The organism is Marinobacter sp. (assembly GCF_033722735.1).
Taxonomy (GTDB): domain Bacteria; phylum Pseudomonadota; class Gammaproteobacteria; order Pseudomonadales; family Oleiphilaceae; genus Marinobacter.
This window is the reverse complement of the sequence record NZ_JAWVYN010000002.1, coordinates 71,163-89,477: the sequence shown is the minus strand read 5'-3', so window position 1 is coordinate 89,477 and position 18,315 is coordinate 71,163. Positions and strand designations below refer to the sequence as shown.

Sequence of the window (18,315 nt, the reverse complement as noted above, 5' to 3'; positions counted from 1 at the left end):
TACACAATAGTCGGGCAACGACTCTATGCCGGGCCCAACCATGCTATGCTCGTCGGCTTGCCCGGTATACAGCCAGGCATTTCATACGGCTTCTGAATCCCTGCCAAGGTATCCATGACACTGTCCAACACCCACAAATCCGACCTGCTGCTGGTCTGTGTAACCCTGCTTGCTGCCATCAGCTGGATGTTCTCCAAGGAGGCAGTACTGCTGATGCCCCCCTTGCTGTTCATGGCCCTGCGCTTTCTCATGGCCGGGACAATTCTGGCCTTCGCCGCCCGACGCTCACTGCGGAGCCTGTCGCGCCAGCAGATCCGACGGGGCATGAGCGTCGGTCTGGTGTTCGGCATCGCCATGAGTTTCTGGATCATGGGCCTGCACCATGGCAGCCATGTCGGCGAGGGCGCATTCCTCACCAGTCTGGGCGTGGTCATTGTCCCCATCATGGCCAGAGCACTGTTTCGCGAGCCTCAACCCCTGAGTACCTGGCTGGCGATTCCAGTGGCGGTCGCCGGCCTGGCACTGCTGTCCCTGAAGAACGGCTTCCGCCCCGAGCCCGGACAACTTTTCTTCGTGGCAGCCGCCGCCATCTTCGCCCTATTCTTCCTGATGAACACGCACGCGGCAAACCATCGTGAGGTTAGTGGCAAAGACGGCACCCAGGTCCGGCTGGAAAAAATTCCTGCGCTACCTCTATGCACGCTGACGCTATTGACCGTGGGCCTCGTCACCCTGGCGGAATCCCTCATACTCGAACCCTGGCTCCCTACCCTGGCCTCTTTGTCCTGGCCCCTGGCCTGGTGGGTCATCGCCAGCGCCACCATCGGCACTGCGGGGCGCTTTTTATTGCAGACCTACGCCCAGAGCCTGTCCTCCCACAGCCATGGCGTGGTAATCCTGGTGCTGGAGCCGGTTTGGGTGGCGGTATTTGCCGCCGGATGGTTTCAGGAAACCATGTCTCCAGCCCAGCTGGGGGGCTGCGGCCTGATCTTTACCGCGCTACTGGTTAATCGCTGGGGAACCCTCAGTAAGGCCCTGCGAAACTGGTTGAGAAAAATTGCTTGACCTGCCCCTCGGTTATCAGTAAATTACGTCCCCGTTGCAGGACAGGACCATAGCTCAGTTGGTTAGAGCGCTACCTTGACATGGTAGAGGTCCCCAGTTCGAATCTGGGTGGTCCTACCAATCCTGCCAAGAAAGTCAGTTACTTACGGATGACGTGAGAACTGGCTTTTTTTATGCCCAGTCGTCAGACATCGTCAGACCCGCAATACAGGGGCAGCCATCACCGCCCCCGAACCAGCAAACAGATCTCACGCTCTATCAGACCTGATAAAACTCCCGATACCAGTCCACAAAGCGGGATATCCCCTCCTCCACCGTGGTCTCGGGTTTGTAGCCCACGTCGTCAATCAAGGCATCCACATCCGCATAGGTGGCCGGCACATCGCCCGCCTGCATCGGCAACAGGTTCTTCTCTGCCTTCCGCCCCAGCTTGTCTTCGATAATTTCAATAAACCGGGACAACTCCACGGGATTGTTGCTACCGATGTTGTAGATCCGGTACGGGGCCTTGCTGGTACCGGGATCGGGACACCCGCCGGACCACTGACCATTGGGCTCGGCAACACGATCCAGGGTTCTCACCACCCCTTCAACGATGTCGTCGATGTAGGTGAAATCGCGCTTGTGGTGGCCGTGGTTGAACACATCGATGGGCTCGCCGGCGAGGATCTTGCGGGTAAAGATGAAAAGCGCCATGTCCGGCCGGCCCCAGGGGCCGTACACGGTGAAGAAACGCAGGCCGGTGGTGGGCAGGTTGTACAGATGGCTGTAGGTGTGAGCCATCAGTTCGTTGGCCTTCTTGGACGCCGCGTAGAGGCTGACGGGATGATCGACGTTGTCATGCACCGAGAACGGCATGGCCTCGTTGGCGCCGTATACCGAACTGCTGGAGGCGTACACCAGGTGCTTGACCTCATTGTGCCGGCACCCTTCCAGGATGTTCATGAAACCAACCAGGTTAGCGTCGACGTAGGCGTGGGGGTTCTCAATGGAATATCGCACCCCGGCCTGGGCCGCCAGATGCACCACCCGCTCCGGGCGATGCTCCCGGAAAACCGCCTCCATGGCTTCGCGGTTCGCCACATCCTCGCGAATCTCCGTGAAGCCGGGCTTATCCGTCAAACGCTGCAGGCGTGCCTCTTTCAGGGCCACGTCGTAGTAGTCATTCACATTGTCGACACCGATGACTTCGTCGCCACGATCCAGCAGGCGTTGCGCCAGGTGTGATCCGATAAAGCCTGCAGTCCCTGTCACCAATATTTTCAAGGTCTTATCTCCATAATCCACGGAACCAGATAGGGTCCATCCAGTGTATCGAATCCTGGCCAGCGGAGGTACCGGCAAAGGCGGTCCGGCGACCACAAAAAAAGCGCCCAAGCGGGCGCTTTTTAAGGCTTCACGGCCGAGAAGGGGTCAGAACACCAGACCGGCACTGATGAAGGGACCACCGATATCCAGATCCAGGGTGTCATCGCCATCCTCGTAATCGATGGTGATCTGACGGTAGCCGGCCCGCAGTTGCAGCAGGGACAGCTCGTACTGGCCGTAGGCAGTGAGGTCGTAGATGGCATCGCCGCCATAGGCAATGCCGTTGATGTCACCGCCCACAGACACGCCGGTGAATGGCAGGTCGAAGCGTGCCGCCGCATAGGCCAGGGGCACTACGGCGTCGATCTCGGTCTCGCTGACCGCGAAGACGCCCGCGGTATCACGCACTGTCAGTTCGCCATCCAGGTCACGGGCGGTCAGCCCCAGGTCCAGATTGACCCAGTTGTCCAGCACCTCGTAGTACAGGGTCAGGTCGAGCTGATCCAACTCCAGATCTGACTGGACGGTTGTCCCCAAGGCGATGCCGTCGAAGTTTGCGCTCAGTTGCCCCTCACCATCCATCTCCAGGGAGGTGTAGTTGACCCGTACGTTCGGCAACAAAGGTACCGGATGCTCGACATACAGGCTGATATTGGCATTGTCGTCGCTGGACAGATCCAGGTCGTTCTCCAGATCCACCGCATCGCCGTTGGTTGCGGCATCACCGGACACGTCGGAATTCCAGTAGCTGATGTTGGCACCAACACCCACTATATCCGCATGAGCCCAGGAACCCAGCAGCGCCAGAGTGCCGCCTACCATCAATATAGATTTGCGCATAGATTACCCTTCCAGGTTTGTTGTTTTCGGTCTTAATCAATCAAACTCGATGCCTAATCGGCGCCCCACTTCTTCGTAGGTCTCGATCACGCTGCCCAGCCCCTGACGGAACCGGTCCTTGTCCATTTTCTTGCGGGTTTCCTTATCCCAGATCCGGCAACCATCGGGGCTGAATTCGTCGCCCAGGACGACTTCGCCACCAGCGCGACCAAACTCCAGCTTGTAATCCACCAGCAACATGCCGGCATCGTCAAAGAGGCTCTTGAGCACGTCGTTGACCTTGTAGGTCAGCTCCTTCATTCGGGTCAATTCCGCTTCCGTCGCCCAGCCGAAGCTGATCGCCAGGGACTCGTTGACCATGGGGTCATGCAAGGCGTCGTTCTTCAGGAATAGCTCGTAGGTCGGCGGATTCAGGGTCTGGCCTTCCTCAACGCCCAGGCGGCGGCACAGGCTGCCCGCCGAAATATTCCGCACCACACACTCCACCGGGATCATATCCAGGTTCTTCACCAGCGATTCCATGGGCGACAGCAGACCCTCGAAATGCGTGGGCACACCCGCATCTTCCAACCTTTGCATGATAAAGGCATTGAAGCGGTTATTAACCATCCCCTTGCGGTTCAGCTGTTCCTTTTTCTCGCCGTCGAAGGCGGAGGTGTCGTCCCGGAACTCCAGCACGAACCGGTCGGGGTCATCGGTCCGATACACCGATTTGGCTTTGCCTGCGTAAAGCTCTTCACGCTTTTCCATCTAATTTCTCCGAAAACGGCCCGCGACCGTCTTTACTGATTAATACAGGTATTCGAAAAGTCGGCTCAACAGCATCGTGGACCGGTCAATGCCCTGATGATCCGGCGCTCGCCCAGTCGTTACCAGGATGCCGTCTTCGAGGCGCTGGAGCTGGACGTGGAAGGTGTAGACCGGTTCCGGCTCGTCGGAAAACCAGTTGAACCAGCCGGTGTCCATCTCGCTCCGGGAGCGGAAGTCCACATAGAACCGGCCTGCACTCCGGTCCAGGTCCACCACCTGGACACCTGCCTCATCCAATGCCCGTTTTACCTCCCCCCAGGACCGGTCGAATGCCAGATCCAGACGTATGGCCACCGGCTGGTCGTCCTCTGAGACCAGCCGCACGCGGGGCTCGGAGGTGATGCCCAAGGCCGCTCGCGAATAGGACTTGGTGTCCGCCCGAGCCTGCAGGAAATTCGACAGGTCCTCGAGCAACGCCTTCTCCGCCTCCAGGCGGTCGGCTGAGGACTGCCAGGACATCAACTGTTCCGGACGGCCCTGCACCTCGCGAAGCCGCAACTGGACTTCCGAGGTCTTGCGCCGTACCCCGGGCGCCACCCTGGCCTGCACCAGCAGCTTCGGCTCCTGGCCACCGTCATCGCCCAGCCCCACCAACTCCCGGGCCCGGCGGCTGTAGTTGACCAGGTCGCTCTGCACCAGCCCCAGTTGGGGACTATCGTAAGCCACCCCGAAACCGCGATCATTGAGATAGGCGGTGACCCCCGGCCAGACCTGACCGGGCAGCTCATTGATCAACAACCAGGCCTGGTCGTCCAGCTGTTCGATCAGGTAGTTCTGCTCGAGGATCTCGGCGGTCATGTCCGGTGGCGGGGGCAACTCCTCGGCGTACATACGGCCACCCTCGCTACTCTCCAGATCCCGGATCGGGTAAGCACTGCCCATTCGGTCACGCTGCCGTTCGCCAAGGGTGTTGAGCGGCTCGCCTTCCGGCGCATCGACGTACCGCAGGGAACGGTCTTCCATCATTCCGCAGCCAGTCACCGCGACGGTCAGGACCAGCCCCGCCATACACCGGGAAGAACGGCGTCGACGCCCCTGTCTGGCGGACGATTCGGCTTCCATTGGAGCTCTCCAGTCAATCAAGTGGGATAAGGCCTCAGAGAACACCGGCAGCCTTGAGCGCATCTTCAACTTCGGCATGGAACTTGTCGTTGAGCACGGTCAGCGGAAGCCGAATACCCTCGCCGATCAGCCCCATCCGGTTGAGCGCCCACTTGACCGGGATCGGGTTTGCTTCCAGGAACAGCTTGCGATTCAACGGCATCAACAGGTCGTTCAGACGGGCGGTTTCGTCCCGGTCACCCGCAATGGCCGCGCGGCAAAGCTCCGCCATGCCACGAGGGGCCACATTGGCGGTGACGGAGACATTCCCCTTGGCACCGGCCAACATCAGGTCCGCCGCGGTTGCGTCGTCGCCGGAGTAGACCGCCAGGCGGCCCTTGACCGCCTCAATGAGCTCGGTGCCGCGCGGGATATTGCCGGTGGCATCCTTGATCCCCACAATGTTGGGGATGTCGGCCAACCGCTCCACGGTCTCATTGAGCATGTCGCAGGCGGTCCGGCCCGGGACGTTATACAGGAGCTGGTCCACCGGAACGGCCTCGGCGATGGCGCGAAAGTGCTGATACAGCCCCTCCTGGCTCGGCTTGTTGTAGTAAGGCACCACCAGCAGGCAGGCGTCCGCACCCAGCTTGTGAGCTTCACGGGTCAACTCGATGGCCTCGCGGGTACTGTTGGCACCGGTACCGGCGATCACCGGAATGCGACCATTGACCCGCTTGATGATGTGGCCAATCGTCTGGCAATGTTCTTCCGGGTCCAAAGTGGCGGATTCTCCGGTGGTACCCACCGCCACGATGCCGTCGGTCCCGTTCTCGATATGAAAGTCCACCAGTGCGTCCAGATGCTCCCAGTGGATGCTGCCATCCGGATGCATGGGCGTCACCAGAGCGACGAGGCTACCAGTAATCATAAAGACTCCGTCCGAATAAAACGGATATGGTAATGTTGGGTGCGAACTGACACAAGGGAAATAGAGGAGAACCCATGTCCGCAGTAGAGCTGAATAAACCCGTCCCCGATTTCGAGGCCGAGGCCACCGAGGACCAAACCGTCCGGCTATCCGATTTCAAGGGCAAGAAAAATCTGGTGATCTACTTCTACCCCAAGGACAACACCCCCGGCTGCACCACCGAAGGCCAGGATTTCCGGGACCGGATCAGTGAATTTGAAGCCAACGACACCGTTATCTTTGGCGTATCCCGGGACAGCCTGAGGGTGCACACCAACTTCCGCGCCAAGCACGAGTTCCCGTTTCAGCTTATTTCCGATCCGGACGAGACGCTTTGCAAGCACTTTGACGTCATCAAGCTCAAGAAACTCTACGGCAAGGAATACATGGGCATCGACCGTAGCACCTTCCTGATCGACAAGGAAGGTGTGCTACGGCGGGAATGGCGCTCCGTGAAGGTCAAGGGCCATGTGGACGAGGTGCTGGAAGCGGTGAACAGCCTGTAGAACTCTCCCCAACTGCCTGAACTCAGCCTTCCTCCGCCCTGGGCGGTGGAGGAAGGTCCTCCTTCACCGGCCACGCGGAGAAGATCGCTTTCAGCATGGTGGCCAGTGGGATCGCGAAGAAGACGCCCCACAACCCCCAGATGCCGCCAAAGAACAACACCGCCACAATGATGACCACCGGGTGCAAATTGTTCACTTCCGAGAACAACACCGGTACCAGCACGTTGCCGTCCAGACCCTGGATCACCCCGTAGACCACCATTACCCAGATGAACTGACTGCCCCAGCCAAAGGCAAACAGGGCAATCATGGCCACGGGGATGGTGACCACCGCCGCCCCGATGTACGGGATCACCACACTGAGCCCCACCAGCAGGGACAGCAGGGCCGCGTAAGGCATCCCCAGCAGCTTGAAGGCGATGTAGGTCGAGCCGCCCACGATCAGGATTTCCACCGCCTTGCCGCGCACATAGTTGGCACACTGCAGGTTAACCTCTTCCCAGATATGGGCCATCAGCGGTCGCTGATGGGGCAGCAAGCGGCCGATGGAGGCCAGTAGCAACGCTCGGTCCTTGAGGAAGAAAAACACCAGGATGGGCAGAAGGACCATGTATATCAGGATAGCCACCAGGTCCGGGATACTGGACAGGGAGAAGGATACCAGCCACTGAGTCATCCGGGCGGCCTCACTGGTGACCTCCTGGTATACGGTATTGACCGCTTCAATGGACACCAGGCTGGGGTATTGCTCGGGCAGGAGTTCCAGATAACTCTGCATCTCACGGAAGATTCGCGGCGCCTCCCCGGCCAGCGAGGTCACCTGCGTCCACACCAGCGGCAACAGGCCGAACAGGAAGCCAACCAGGACCCCCAGGAACACCAGGAACACCCCGACGATGGCCAGGGACTCCGGAATCCCCCAGCCCGTGAGCTTGCCAACGAGCCCCTGCAGGATGAAGGCAACAATAACGGCGGCGATCACCGGGGCCAACATGGCGCCGAAAAACACAACGGCCAGGGTAGCGACCACCAGCAGCAACAGCAGGATGACAGCTTCGTCATCTGAAAAGTATTTCTCGGCAAGACCGCGTAGAATTCTAACCATTAACAACTCCGTCGGAACTTAAGGCTGACCGCACCGTATCACGAATCGGTAACAGCCATCGGATTCCGTACAACTGACCAGTTCGTGGCAGGACAACTTGATAAAGGCCGGGATATCACGAGCGGACCCCGCGTCGGTGGCAACCACTTCGAGCAGCTGCCCAGGCTTCATGGCGTTCAGCTCCAGCTTGGTCTTCAAAAGAGGCATGGGGCACTGGAGACCCGATGCGTCCAGGATTTTTGTGGTGTCTGTCATTCCGGTCCCGAATGCTGCTGTCGTTTCACTGCTGCATTATGCCGTTGCCAAAGCCGGATTGCACCAAACCGTGAATCTTCACAACACGTACAAAACCTGTTTTATTAACAGCAAGTTGGAACTATTCTACCTGCCGGAAGCCTAAAGCCGGAACCCTATGATCGACTCTCCCGTGAAACACCGACTCCGCCGCTGGGCAAGAGGCGTCGCTGCAGCGTCTCTTCTTCCCCTCTCGGTACAGCCTGCGGCGGCCAATGAGCAGCCTCTGCCAACGTTTGGGGGGCCCGGTGGCGGCCTGATTTCCGAACAGCAGGAACTCGAGATCGGACAACAGGTCCTCAGATCCCTGCGACGCTCAGCGCCCCAGATCCGCGACCCGCTCACCACCGATTACGTTTACACCCTGATGCACCGACTACTGCCCTCCGTACCTCTTCGGGACCGGGATCTGACGGTGATCCTCATTGACAGCCCCAATCTCAACGCCTTTGCGGTGCCAGGCAACGTTGTGGGCATAAACGGCGGCCTGTTCCTGAGTTCCACCAGCGAGCAGCAGTTCGCTTCGGTGATGGCCCACGAACTGGCGCACCTGAGCCAACGCCACTTCGCCCGGCGTTTGGAGCAGCAGGAAAGTGCCGCACCAATGGCACTGGCCGGGATGATTGCCGGTATCGTGTTGTCCGCGGTGACCAAGTCAGACATAGGGGTTGCGGCGATTGCCGGGACCCAGGCGCTGAGCATCCAGAACATGCTGCAGTACAGTCGCGCCCACGAGCAGGAGGCCGACCGCATCGGGATGCAGATCATGGCCGATGCGGGCCTTGACCCCCGGGGCATGCCGGCCATGTTCGAACAGATGATGGAGCAAAACCGGCTGCAGGGAAATTACGTCCCGGAATACCTTTCAACCCACCCACTCACCCAGAGTCGGGTCGCCGACACCTGGGCGCGGGTTGAACAGTATCCCGACAACGAGATCCCCGACAGCCTGGAGTATCACCTTGTTCGGGCGCGCATGCAGGCACACTACACCGTTCCACCGGCGACTGCTGTGGGCAAGTTTCTGGAACTGAGACAGCGGCCGGAAGGCGAGCACAATCCAGCGATTCGCTATGGCCTCGCCGTCGCCTATCTTGCTGACCAGCAACCTGAACCGGCGGCCAAAGAGCTGAAAGGCCTGCTTAGCGAGCACCCGGGCCGGATCACCTTTCAGGTCACCCTGGCGCAAGCTTTGCTGAAAACGGGGCAGCCGCAGGAGGCCAACGCGCTGATGCAACAAGCGTTGAAACGCAATCCTGACAATTACCCGATCACCGACATGCTGGCGCAGACTGAACTGGCCAGCGGCGATGCCAACGCGGCTGCGGCAGCACTGAAAACCCTGACCCGGCAATTTCCAGAGCGGGAACAACTATGGCTGAGGCTGGCAGAAGCGGAAGGCCAGGCCCGTAACATTGTGGGCGTGCATCGGGCCCGGGCCGAGTACGAAATACTGATGGGCGATCTGCAGGCGGCCCGCCGCCAGTTACTGGAGGCCCAGGACAAGGTTGCCCCTGGGAGCCCGGTTCATCAGACGGTTACCGAACGCCTGCACGCAGTTTCCAATGCCCTGTCACGGCAGCGCTAGGCATTGCCCGCCGCTTTGAGGTTCATGCCGGCGGTGAAATCCAGCATCCGCTCCAGTGGCGCGAGGGCTCGCTCACGCAGGGCGTCGTCCACCAGCACCTCCTGGTCACCACTTTCCAGCACGTGAAGCAGATTCTCCAGGCCGTTCATGGCCATCCAGGGGCAATGGGCGCAGCTTCGGCAGGTCGCCCCGTTACCGGCGGTCGGCGCCTCGATAAGGGTCTTGTTGGGTGCCAACTGCTGCATCTTGTAGAAGATGCCGTTGTCGGTCGCCACAATAAACTGTTCGTTGGGCAGCGTCTGCACGGCATGAATCAGCTGGGAGGTCGAACCAACCACATCCGCCATCTCCACCACCGCATCCGGGGATTCCGGGTGCACCAGCACCGCCGCCTCCGGGTACAGGACCTTCAGGTCCTCCAGACCCCGATACTTGAACTCCTCGTGGACGATGCACGAACCGTCCCACAGCAGCATATCCGCGCCCGTGGTCTTCTGAACATAGTGTCCCAGGTGTTTGTCCGGCGCCCACAAAATCTTCTCCCCCCGGGCATCCAGGGACTCGACAATGGCCTGGGCACAGCTTGAAGTCACCACCCAATCGGCACGGGCTTTTACTGCGGCAGAGGTATTGGCATACACAACCACGGTACGGTCCGGATGCTGGTCGCAGAAGTCGGCAAACTCATCGGCGGGACAGCCGACATCCAACGAACAGGTGGCCTCCAGTGTGGGCATCAGGACTCGCTTTTCCGGGTTGAGGATCTTGGCGGTTTCGCCCATGAAGCGAACGCCGGCCACCACCACCGTCGAGGCCGGATGCTGATTGCCAAAGCGAGCCATCTCCAGTGAATCGGCCACGCAGCCGCCCGTCTCCTCGGCAAGACGCTGAATGTCTGCATCTGTGTAGTAGTGAGCCACCAGAACCGCATCTTGCTCGATCAGAGCCTGACGGATTCGGGATTCCAACGCGGCCTTTTCGTCCGCGCTCAATTCCTTGGGCTCAGCCTCATGGGCCAGATGCTCCTGAACCAGGATACGGTCTACAGATCGTGTCATTACCTACATCTCATCGTTTATCGGTCCGGCCTCAGTATACCACTTGCCCCCCTGCTTTCACGGGGAGGTCACAGGGACCTGCTAACAAAAGACTTCGCCAGAAGTATCTGAACAATTCCTGAGGCTCCGTTGTGGTATAGGTATGGACGCCCAGGCAAAAAAAAAGAGCCCGAAGGCTCTTTTTTCCGATCGGGCTCCGATTGCGGCGCCCGATCCTGTTGGTGGGTCGTGATGGATTCGAACCATCGACCAATTGGTTAAAAGCCAACTGCTCTACCAACTGAGCTAACGACCCGTAAACGGTCTGTGGACCTCACCGGCTGCCTTGGTGACCCCACCGGATGACGCAACCGCTCACAGCGCATCACCCTGAAAGATGGTGGGTCGTGATGGATTCGAACCATCGACCAATTGGTTAAAAGCCAACTGCTCTACCAACTGAGCTAACGACCCAAGCGAGGCGCATATAGTACTGATATTTTTGCGCCGTTCAACCCCTTTTCAGCAATATTTTCAGAATTTATTCAGAGCCCAGAAACTGTCGCGCCAGTGTGGCGGCATCAGACTCCGGATAGTCCCGCACCACGGTGTTCATCCGCTGCCGGGCCCCTTCGGCTTCTCCCAGCTTGTCCAGGGTAACCCCTAGCTTGTACACCGCATCCGGCGCCTTGCGATGATCCGGGTACCGGCTGGCCACGATGGTGAATGCCTGCTTGGCCTGCTCGAGCTGTGGCTTGACCAAATAAACCTCTCCCAGCCAGTAGTAGGCGTTTACGGTCAAGTCCCCTTCCGGGTACTCGCCAATAAAATCGTAAATCGCCCCGATGGCAGCGTCGTAATCCTTGTCTTCCCGTATCAGTTTCTGAATCGTCTGATAGGCCTGGCGCTCTTCGGCGGTCGGTTGGCGGTATTCCCGGGTGGTCGGCCTGGGTGTTGCCTCCGGTTCGTCACTGGCCGGCGCAGGCGAAGTGTCGGCGGGCCTGTTGATGGACTCCGACAGACTCAGAATCCGCTGGTCCAGGTCGATGTAGCGACTGCGGGACTGCTGAGAGAGGCGTTCCAGCTGATTTCGCTGCTCCTCCAGCTCCCCACGAAGCTGTCGAACCTCCCCCTGCAGTTGCTCAATCATGTAGAAGAGCTCGGCATTGGCCTGACTTCCGCCAGCCGCTCGCTGTGCCTGCGAGCGATTGTCCTGGTATACGGCTGAACTCGATTGCGCCATCGCACTACCGGCAAGCGATAGTGCGACAGTCGCCATGAGTAAGTGTCTCATGGGTCATCCTGCTTGAAATAATCTTCAGTATTGTATTACTTGAAAATCAGTTCAACACGTCGGTTCTGTGCCCAGGAGCTCTCGGAAGACCCCATAACCGCCGGCTTTTCCTCGCCATAGCTCACGGTTTCCAGCTGGCCGCGGGAAGCGCCGTTAACGATCAGGAAACGCTGCACCGCATTGGCACGGCGCTCACCCAGGGCCAGGTTGTATTCCTTGGTACCCCGTTCGTCAGCGTGTCCTTCCAGGCGCACCTTCTGACCCGGGTTGGTGGCCAGGTAACGGGCGTGGGCAATCAGCACTTCGCGGGCTTCCGGCTTGATTTCGGAGGTGTCGAAATCGAAGTAGAAGGTGGTAATGTCGCGCTTCGCGGCTTCGGCCGCCTGCTCCGCCTCCAGAAGCGCCTGCTGACGTTCCGCCTCGGTCAACGCTGAGGAAGACACACCACCATCTTCTCCACCACCGTAAACGGTGCTGCCACCGGTCTGGTCTACGGTGGAAACGTCAGTACCGTAACCTTCATCCTGAACCGTTTCGCCGGTAGAGCTACAGCCGGCGAACAGGCCCAGGGACAAAACCAGGGCGAATGCTTTGTGATGCATGGAGATGTTCATATCAATTTCCTTCTGTTGTCATTAACTTCGTTCGGGGACATGGTATTTAGCGAATGATCGGCGACCAGGCAGGTTCACGCACATCCCCTTCTGACGCGGGCAGAGTGTAACTCGCTCCGCTCTCGGAAGAGATTACGGTCAAGACACTTTGACCACCCTGCTTGGTGGCATAGATCAGCATTCGCCCGTTCGGTGACACGCTGGGGGACTCATCCAGCTGGGTGCGCGTGAGTACCGTCTCCTGTCCAGTTTCCAGGTTGGTCCGGGCAATCTGAAAGGCCCCGTTATGCTGATGCACATAATAGACAAACTTACCATCGGCACTGGGCCTGGGCCGGGCGTTATAACGGCTACCGAAGGTAATCCGCCGGGGTTCGGCCCGCTCGCTTTCCTTGTAATAGATTTGCGGGCCACCAGAGCGGTCGGAGGTGAAGAACAGTCCCTCTCCATCCGCCGCCCAGCTGGCTTCGGTATCGATGGACCAGTGTTCGGTCAACCGCGAGAGGCTGCGACTGGCAATGTCCATCTTATAGATTTCGGCATTGCCATCCTTGGACAGGGTCAACAGCAGGGAGCGCCCGTCCGGCGACCAGGCCGGGGCCGAGTTCAGGCCCGGAAACGAGGCGATCCGGGTCCGCTGGCCGGAGGCCAGCTCGTGGATGTACACCGCCGGCTTACCGGTCTCGAAGGATACATAGGCCAGCCGCCGACCATCGGGTGACCAGGCTGGTGACAGGATTGGCTCATCACTCTCCAGCCGGACCCGAGACCGCTTACCGTCCACATCGCTGACCTGGAGCTTGTAGAGGGGCTTGCCATTGGCCGACTGAAGGGTGACATAGGCCAGACGAGTGGAGAAAACACCGGGTACACCGGTGATCGCCTCATAGACCTTGTCACTGATGTGGTGAGCAAGGCTTCGCAGGTTATTCAGGGGCGCGCCGGCGGTTTCCCCCAGGATCCGCTTCTCACTGGTCACGTCGAACAGTTCGAACCGGACACTGGCCCGGTCCGCCAGTTGGCGGATCTCCCCGACCAGCAGATAACGCTGCCCCAACAAGCGCCAGTCGCGAAAGTAGACCTCATCGCCCCGCGACGGGAGACTCAGCATCTTTTCCGGCGCGAGGGTTGAGAACTCGCCGCTGATGTTGAGATCGGTCCGCACGATGTCACTCACCTTGTCCCCCGCTGGCAGAGAGCCGGACTCCTTGAACGGCACCACCGCAACCGGGATCGCAGACTCCACGCCTTCGGTGATGCGGATCAGCAGCTCCGCCTGCGCCGGCATCGCTGCTAGCAACACCAGCAGCAGGGACCAGACCATCCCATGGCCGGCGTGAGCCGCTCTGCGGAGGTTGTTGCGATTGCGACAGACTGTATTGGCCAGCATGTTCCCTACCTTAGCTCTTGCGGCGTAAATTCGATGGTAAATTGTCGGAAGTAACGCTCAAACGTATCCCGGTCATCCGGCAATGGGTAACGACTGATGCTACGGACAGCGCTGAGGGCCGAATTGTCGAATGCCGTGTTGCCACTGCCCTGGATCAGCTGAACGGACGCTAACTCCCCGTTGGGCAGCAAGGTAATTCTTAGGCGGGCCACCATCCCCTCGGTCGCCGATGGCGGCCGGTACCAGGCCTGATTCAACCGCTGTTTGATCAGCAGGTGATACTTGTCCCGGTCGGAGAGCATTTGCTGCTCATGGGCCCGGGCAGCCGCCGCGGCTTCCGCCTGGCGCCGCCGGGCTTGTTCCCGCTCTCGGTCCGCCTGCTCCGCCAGCGCCTTCAATTGCTGTTCGCGGAGTTGACGCTCCTGCTCCCGACGGCGTTCTTCGGCCGCCTGCCGTTCCTGTTCTTCCCGTTCCCTACGCGCCCGCTCTTCCGCTTCACGACGGCGCCGCTCCGCTTCGGCGGCCCGCGCCTCCTCCTGTTGCCGCCGCTCTTCCTCTTCGGCTTTCTGCCGGGCCAGCTCCCTGGCTTCGGCTTCAGCCTTTAGCCGGGCAGCCTCACGGGCCTGGGCCTGGCGTTGACGCTCCCGCTCGGCTGCCGCCTGACGCTCCTGCTCCCGTCGTTGCCGCTCCGCCTCCGCGCGCTGGCGCTCGGCTTCCGCCGCCTTGCGCTCGGCCTCGCGGCGTTGCTCTTCCTGCCGCCTGCGGACGTCTTCCGGGTCGGGCTGGGGCACGGCTTCAGGCTGCGGGGCCTGGGGCTGTTGCACCACCAGCGTCGCGGCAATACTGCGGGGCGGGAGCTCCTCGCTGGGCGTGGTCCAGTGCCAGCCCACCAGCGCAACCAGGATCAACGCCCCATGCAGCAGCAGCGAGAACGCCAGCGGCGATTTCCACGGTGGCTGGCCGGTGCTGGTGTAATCCCGTTCATGTCCCTTCACGCAACACCCGCCTTAGCCACTGTCCGCCGGCGCCTCGGTAATCAGCCCCACGCTGGTCGCTCCGGCGACCTGCAGTTCCGCCATCAAGCGAACCACCCGGCCATACTCCACGTGTTCGTCACCGCGCACCAGGATCTGCCGGTCTCTGCGTTCCGAAAGTATCTTCGCAACCTGCCGCCGGACCTCCGGCAGTGACATCGGGTCGCTGCCCTTGTCACCGATCTCCAGGTAATACGCTCCGGTACTGTCCACCGACACAATGATGGACTCGACGTCCTTCTGCGCCTGAATCGGATCCGCCACGGCATCCGGCAGCTCCACCTTGACCCCCTGAGTCAGCATGGGGGCGGTTACCATGAAGATAACCAGCAGCACCAACATGACGTCGATATAGGGCACCACATTGATCTCTGACATCGGCTTCCGTCGCGTGACGGGCATCATTCCCATGCCTTTCATGATCACTCTCCCCCGCTGTTTCGATCAGGCCTTGGCCGCGCTTTCACTGCTGTGTACCCGCCGATGGAGGATGCTGGAGAATTCCTCGGCGAAGGTTTCATAATTCTTCAGCAGTGCGTCGGATTTGGACGAAAACCGGTTATAGGCGATCACCGCGGGGATGGCGGCGAACAGCCCCATCGCGGTGGCAATCAGCGCTTCCGAGATGCCTGGAGCCACCGTTGCCAAGGTGGCCTGCTGAACCTGCGCCAACCCCCGGAACGAATTCATGATGCCCCACACCGTACCGAACAGCCCCACGTAGGGACTGGTGGAACCCACCGTCGCCAGGAACGGCAGGTGCAGCTCGAGCCGTTCCTGTTCGCGGGAAAAGGCAACCCGCATGGCCCGCTGTGAGCCTTCCATCACCGCGTCGGCGTCCCGACTCTGCTGGCGCAGCCTGGAAAACTCCTTGAAGCCAGCGCGAAATACCGCTTCCATTCCGGAAAACGGGGTCGGATTGGCATTGACGTCACGGTACAGCTGCCCCAGGTCCATCCCCGACCAGAACCGCTCCTCGAAGGCCAGTTGCGCCGCCTTGGCTTTCTTGAACACCTGCAGGCGCTGGTAGATCACCGCCCAGGAAACCACAGAAGCCAGCATCAGCAACAGCATGACCAATTGAACCAAGGGGCCTGCATTGGCGATGAGTGACCATACAGAAACTTCTGTCTCCACGTTGTACTCCTGGTTTACTCAGATGGGTGATGAAAGTTGAAAGGGTTCTGCAAAAGCTCCGCCAGGTTGTCCGGCAGTCGACGGGGCTTACCGGAATCCAGCGAAACACAGGCAACCCGGACGGTGGCCTCGGCCAACAGGGTGCGTTCCGGGTGCTTCAATACCCGCTGACGGAAGTCCATCCAGACCCGACCATGCCCCACCGGCTCGGCAGTGACCACAATCTGATCATCCAATCGTGCCGGCAGACTGTAGTGGATGGACAATCGTTGCACCACGTAACTGACATTCTCCTGGAGCCCGGCGCGCAGTTCGACGCCGTTGCTTCGCACCCATTCGGTGCGGGCGCGCTCCATGTAGTGCAGGTATTTGGCGTGAAAGACGATTCCGCCCGCATCGGTGTCTTCGATGTACACCCTCAGCGGCAGTTCGAAAGCCGGTTCTGGCGGCAATCTGTCAGTCAAGGAGATCCTCCTGTTGGCTACCGGACGGCGTAACGCCAAAGTGCAGGTAAGCCTTGGACGTCGCCATCCGTCCGCGGGGCGTCCGTACCATAAAGCCCTGCTGAATCAGGAACGGTTCGATGACATCCTCGATGGTTCCCCGCTCCTCGCTGATGGCCGCAGCCAGGCTTTCCACCCCCACCGGACCGCCGTCAAACTTCTCGATCAACGCCAGCAGCAGGCGACGGTCCATGTGGTCAAAACCTTCGCTATCCACCTTCAACAGGTTCAGCGCATCGTCGGAAACCCCGGCACTGATATGGCCATCGTGGCGAACCTCCGCAAAATCCCGGACCCGCCGCAACAAACGGTTGGCGATCCTGGGGGTGCCCCGGGAACGCCGGGCAATTTCAAAGGCGCCGGCCTCGTCGATCCGGACCCCAGAGAGCGCGGCGGAACGGCTGATGATGTGAGTCAGGTCCCGGGTGTTGTAAAACTCCAGACGCTGGACGATGCCAAAGCGATCCCTCAGCGGCGAGGTCAGCAGGCCGGCGCGCGTCGTGGCGCCGACCAGGGTGAAGGGCGGCAGATCCAGCTTGATCGAGCGGGCGGCGGGCCCCTCGCCGATCATGATATCGAGCTGGTAATCCTCCATCGCCGGATAGAGCACTTCCTCCACCGCGGCGTTGAGGCGATGGATTTCATCGATGAACAGCACATCGCCCTCTTCCAGATTGGTCAGCATCGCTGCCAGATCGCCCGCTTTCTCCAGCACCGGCCCGGAGGTGGTCTTGATGGCAACCCCCATCTCGTTGGCAATAATGTTGGCCAGGGTGGTCTTGCCCAGGCCGGGAGGGCCAAAGATCAGCACATGGTCGAGCGCCTCACGTCGGCTGCGGGCCGCGGAAATGAAGATTTCCATTTGCTCACGGACCGTGGGCTGGCCGACGTATTCGGAGAGCAGTGTCGGCCGTATGGCTCGATCATGCACTTCCTCGTGCGGTCCGCCCTGTGCGGAGATCAGACGATCGGATTCAATCATGTACCTGCCTGTTGTTTATCGGGCGCTCAGGTCCCAACCTGCCAGACCCGTAAATCGCCCCTATTGTACTAACGCGCTTATGGCTGTCACGTTACGCGCATGTCAGGAACCCTGCCTACAGACAAGGGCTTAGGCAGCCTCAGGCACTGGCAGGAATCATGCTCTTGAGGGCCTGGCGAATCAGCTCCTCCCGAGTCATGCCGTCACTGGCAACCTGACTGACCACCTTGGCCGCCTCCTGGGGCTTGTAACCCAGGGCGACCAGTGCCGATTCCGCCTCGTCTTCCGCTCGCGGCTCGGCGACCGAGCCGCCGCCCGGCGAAGCCGGTCGAGCCTCGGCGACGGCAAACTGCCCCTCCAACTGCCCGATCCGATCCGCCATTTCAATCAACAGGCGTTCCGCGGTCTTCTTGCCCACACCGGGCAGCTTCACCAGCGAGTTGGCGTCCTTGGCCTCCACGCAACGAATAAACTGATCCGCATCCAGCCCCGACAGGATCGCCAACGCCAGTTTTGGACCCACCCCATTCACCTTGATCAGCAGGCGGAACAGGTCCCGATCGATTCGGGCGGCAAAGCCAAACAGACTCTGGGCATCTTCCCGCACGGAAAAATGGGTATGGAGGGTGACTTCTTCGCCCGGCTCGGGCAGGTGAAAGAAAGTGGTAAAGGGAATATCCACCTCGTAGCCCAGTCCGGAACACTCTACCAGGACCTGGGCCGGTGACTTGTCTATGAGCACGCCTCGGATTCGACCGATCAAGGGATGTCTCCTCTGGCTCCTGGCCGATTATTGT

At 60.2% G+C, this 18,315-nt stretch carries 20 protein-coding genes and 3 tRNA genes; 4 read left to right on the top strand and 19 right to left on the bottom strand.

The window, feature by feature from the left end:
- Positions 1–120: 120 nt before the first annotated feature.
- Positions 121–1,065 (top strand): DMT family transporter, encoded by a 945-nt coding sequence (locus R3175_RS02285; protein ID WP_318942474.1) that lies wholly within the window; start codon positions 121–123, stop codon positions 1,063–1,065.
- A 43-nt stretch (positions 1,066–1,108) separates the two neighbouring features.
- Positions 1,109–1,185 (top strand) — tRNA-Val (locus tag R3175_RS02280).
- A 138-nt stretch (positions 1,186–1,323) separates the two neighbouring features.
- Here the strand turns inward: R3175_RS02280 and R3175_RS02275 are convergent.
- The 5 genes from R3175_RS02275 to dapA form a co-directional block, all read right to left on the bottom strand.
- A complete protein-coding gene (locus R3175_RS02275; RefSeq protein ID WP_318942090.1) occupies positions 1,324–2,331 on the bottom strand; it encodes an NAD-dependent epimerase in 1,008 nt (335 codons plus the stop codon).
- A gap of 147 nt (positions 2,332–2,478) precedes the next feature.
- On the bottom strand, positions 2,479–3,213 hold the full coding sequence (locus R3175_RS02270; protein WP_318942088.1) for a TIGR04219 family outer membrane beta-barrel protein: 735 nt from the start codon (positions 3,211–3,213) through the stop codon (positions 2,479–2,481).
- Positions 3,214–3,249: 36 nt separating this feature from the next.
- Positions 3,250–3,963, bottom strand: a complete 714-nt coding sequence (gene purC, locus R3175_RS02265; protein ID WP_318942087.1) for a phosphoribosylaminoimidazolesuccinocarboxamide synthase — start codon at positions 3,961–3,963, stop codon at positions 3,250–3,252.
- A 39-nt stretch (positions 3,964–4,002) separates the two neighbouring features.
- On the bottom strand, positions 4,003–5,085 hold the full coding sequence (gene bamC / locus R3175_RS02260; RefSeq protein ID WP_318942085.1) for an outer membrane protein assembly factor BamC: 1,083 nt from the start codon (positions 5,083–5,085) through the stop codon (positions 4,003–4,005).
- Positions 5,086–5,119: 34 nt separating this feature from the next.
- Positions 5,120–5,995 carry a 4-hydroxy-tetrahydrodipicolinate synthase gene (gene dapA, locus R3175_RS02255; RefSeq protein ID WP_318942083.1) on the bottom strand — a complete coding sequence of 292 codons (876 nt, stop codon included), beginning with the start codon at positions 5,993–5,995 and terminating at the stop codon, positions 5,120–5,122.
- 74 nt (positions 5,996–6,069) lie between these two features.
- Here dapA and R3175_RS02250 point away from each other — a divergent pair, with 74 nt between their 5' ends.
- Complete coding sequence (locus R3175_RS02250; protein WP_318942082.1) at positions 6,070–6,540, top strand: peroxiredoxin; 471 nt, start codon at positions 6,070–6,072, stop codon at positions 6,538–6,540.
- A gap of 22 nt (positions 6,541–6,562) precedes the next feature.
- Here the strand turns inward: R3175_RS02250 and R3175_RS02245 are convergent, their stop codons facing one another.
- Together R3175_RS02245 and R3175_RS02240 are read right to left on the bottom strand one after the other, a co-directional pair.
- On the bottom strand, positions 6,563–7,645 hold the full coding sequence (locus R3175_RS02245) for an AI-2E family transporter (protein ID WP_318942080.1): 1,083 nt from the start codon (positions 7,643–7,645) through the stop codon (positions 6,563–6,565).
- Positions 7,646–7,663: 18 nt separating this feature from the next.
- Entirely contained in the window at positions 7,664–7,900 is a 237-nt protein-coding gene (locus tag R3175_RS02240; protein ID WP_318942078.1) for a sulfurtransferase TusA family protein, read from the bottom strand.
- Between the two features lie 172 nt (positions 7,901–8,072).
- On the opposite strand from R3175_RS02240, the gene R3175_RS02235 reads away from it, so the two are divergent.
- Entirely contained in the window at positions 8,073–9,527 is a 1,455-nt protein-coding gene (locus R3175_RS02235) for a M48 family metalloprotease (protein ID WP_318942077.1), read from the top strand.
- On the opposite strand, the gene nadA is transcribed toward R3175_RS02235, so the two are convergent.
- From nadA to ruvA, 12 genes are all read right to left on the bottom strand, one after another.
- Entirely contained in the window at positions 9,524–10,585 is a 1,062-nt protein-coding gene (gene nadA / locus R3175_RS02230; RefSeq protein ID WP_318942075.1) for a quinolinate synthase NadA, read from the bottom strand. The two genes, R3175_RS02235 and nadA, sit on opposite strands and share 4 nt — an antisense overlap.
- 219 nt (positions 10,586–10,804) lie before the next feature.
- Positions 10,805–10,880, bottom strand: a tRNA-Lys gene (locus R3175_RS02225).
- 82 nt (positions 10,881–10,962) lie between these two features.
- A tRNA-Lys gene (locus tag R3175_RS02220) sits at positions 10,963–11,038 on the bottom strand.
- Positions 11,039–11,105: 67 nt separating this feature from the next.
- Positions 11,106–11,858 carry a tol-pal system protein YbgF gene (gene ybgF, locus R3175_RS02215; protein WP_318942074.1) on the bottom strand — a complete coding sequence of 251 codons (753 nt, stop codon included), beginning with the start codon at positions 11,856–11,858 and terminating at the stop codon, positions 11,106–11,108.
- A gap of 35 nt (positions 11,859–11,893) precedes the next feature.
- Positions 11,894–12,472: a peptidoglycan-associated lipoprotein Pal gene (pal, locus tag R3175_RS02210; RefSeq protein WP_318942072.1), complete on the bottom strand. Its 579-nt coding sequence runs from the start codon at positions 12,470–12,472 to the stop codon at positions 11,894–11,896.
- A 46-nt stretch (positions 12,473–12,518) separates the two neighbouring features.
- A complete protein-coding gene (gene tolB / locus R3175_RS02205; protein WP_318942473.1) occupies positions 12,519–13,796 on the bottom strand; it encodes a Tol-Pal system beta propeller repeat protein TolB in 1,278 nt (425 codons plus the stop codon).
- 71 nt (positions 13,797–13,867) lie between these two features.
- Entirely contained in the window at positions 13,868–14,857 is a 990-nt protein-coding gene (gene tolA, locus R3175_RS02200) for a cell envelope integrity protein TolA (RefSeq protein ID WP_318942070.1), read from the bottom strand.
- Positions 14,858–14,869: 12 nt separating this feature from the next.
- A complete protein-coding gene (gene tolR, locus R3175_RS02195; RefSeq protein WP_318942069.1) occupies positions 14,870–15,316 on the bottom strand; it encodes a protein TolR in 447 nt (148 codons plus the stop codon).
- Between the two features lie 24 nt (positions 15,317–15,340).
- Positions 15,341–16,033 carry a protein TolQ gene (gene tolQ / locus R3175_RS02190; RefSeq protein ID WP_318942068.1) on the bottom strand — a complete coding sequence of 231 codons (693 nt, stop codon included), beginning with the start codon at positions 16,031–16,033 and terminating at the stop codon, positions 15,341–15,343.
- A gap of 14 nt (positions 16,034–16,047) precedes the next feature.
- Positions 16,048–16,497 carry a YbgC/FadM family acyl-CoA thioesterase gene (locus tag R3175_RS02185; protein WP_318942067.1) on the bottom strand — a complete coding sequence of 150 codons (450 nt, stop codon included), beginning with the start codon at positions 16,495–16,497 and terminating at the stop codon, positions 16,048–16,050.
- Positions 16,490–17,518, bottom strand: a complete 1,029-nt coding sequence (gene ruvB, locus R3175_RS02180; RefSeq protein WP_318942065.1) for a Holliday junction branch migration DNA helicase RuvB — start codon at positions 17,516–17,518, stop codon at positions 16,490–16,492. The genes R3175_RS02185 and ruvB overlap by 8 nt, the downstream gene beginning before the upstream one ends.
- A gap of 139 nt (positions 17,519–17,657) precedes the next feature.
- A complete protein-coding gene (ruvA, locus tag R3175_RS02175) occupies positions 17,658–18,281 on the bottom strand; it encodes a Holliday junction branch migration protein RuvA (RefSeq protein ID WP_318942064.1) in 624 nt (207 codons plus the stop codon).
- Positions 18,282–18,315 lie beyond the last annotated feature (34 nt).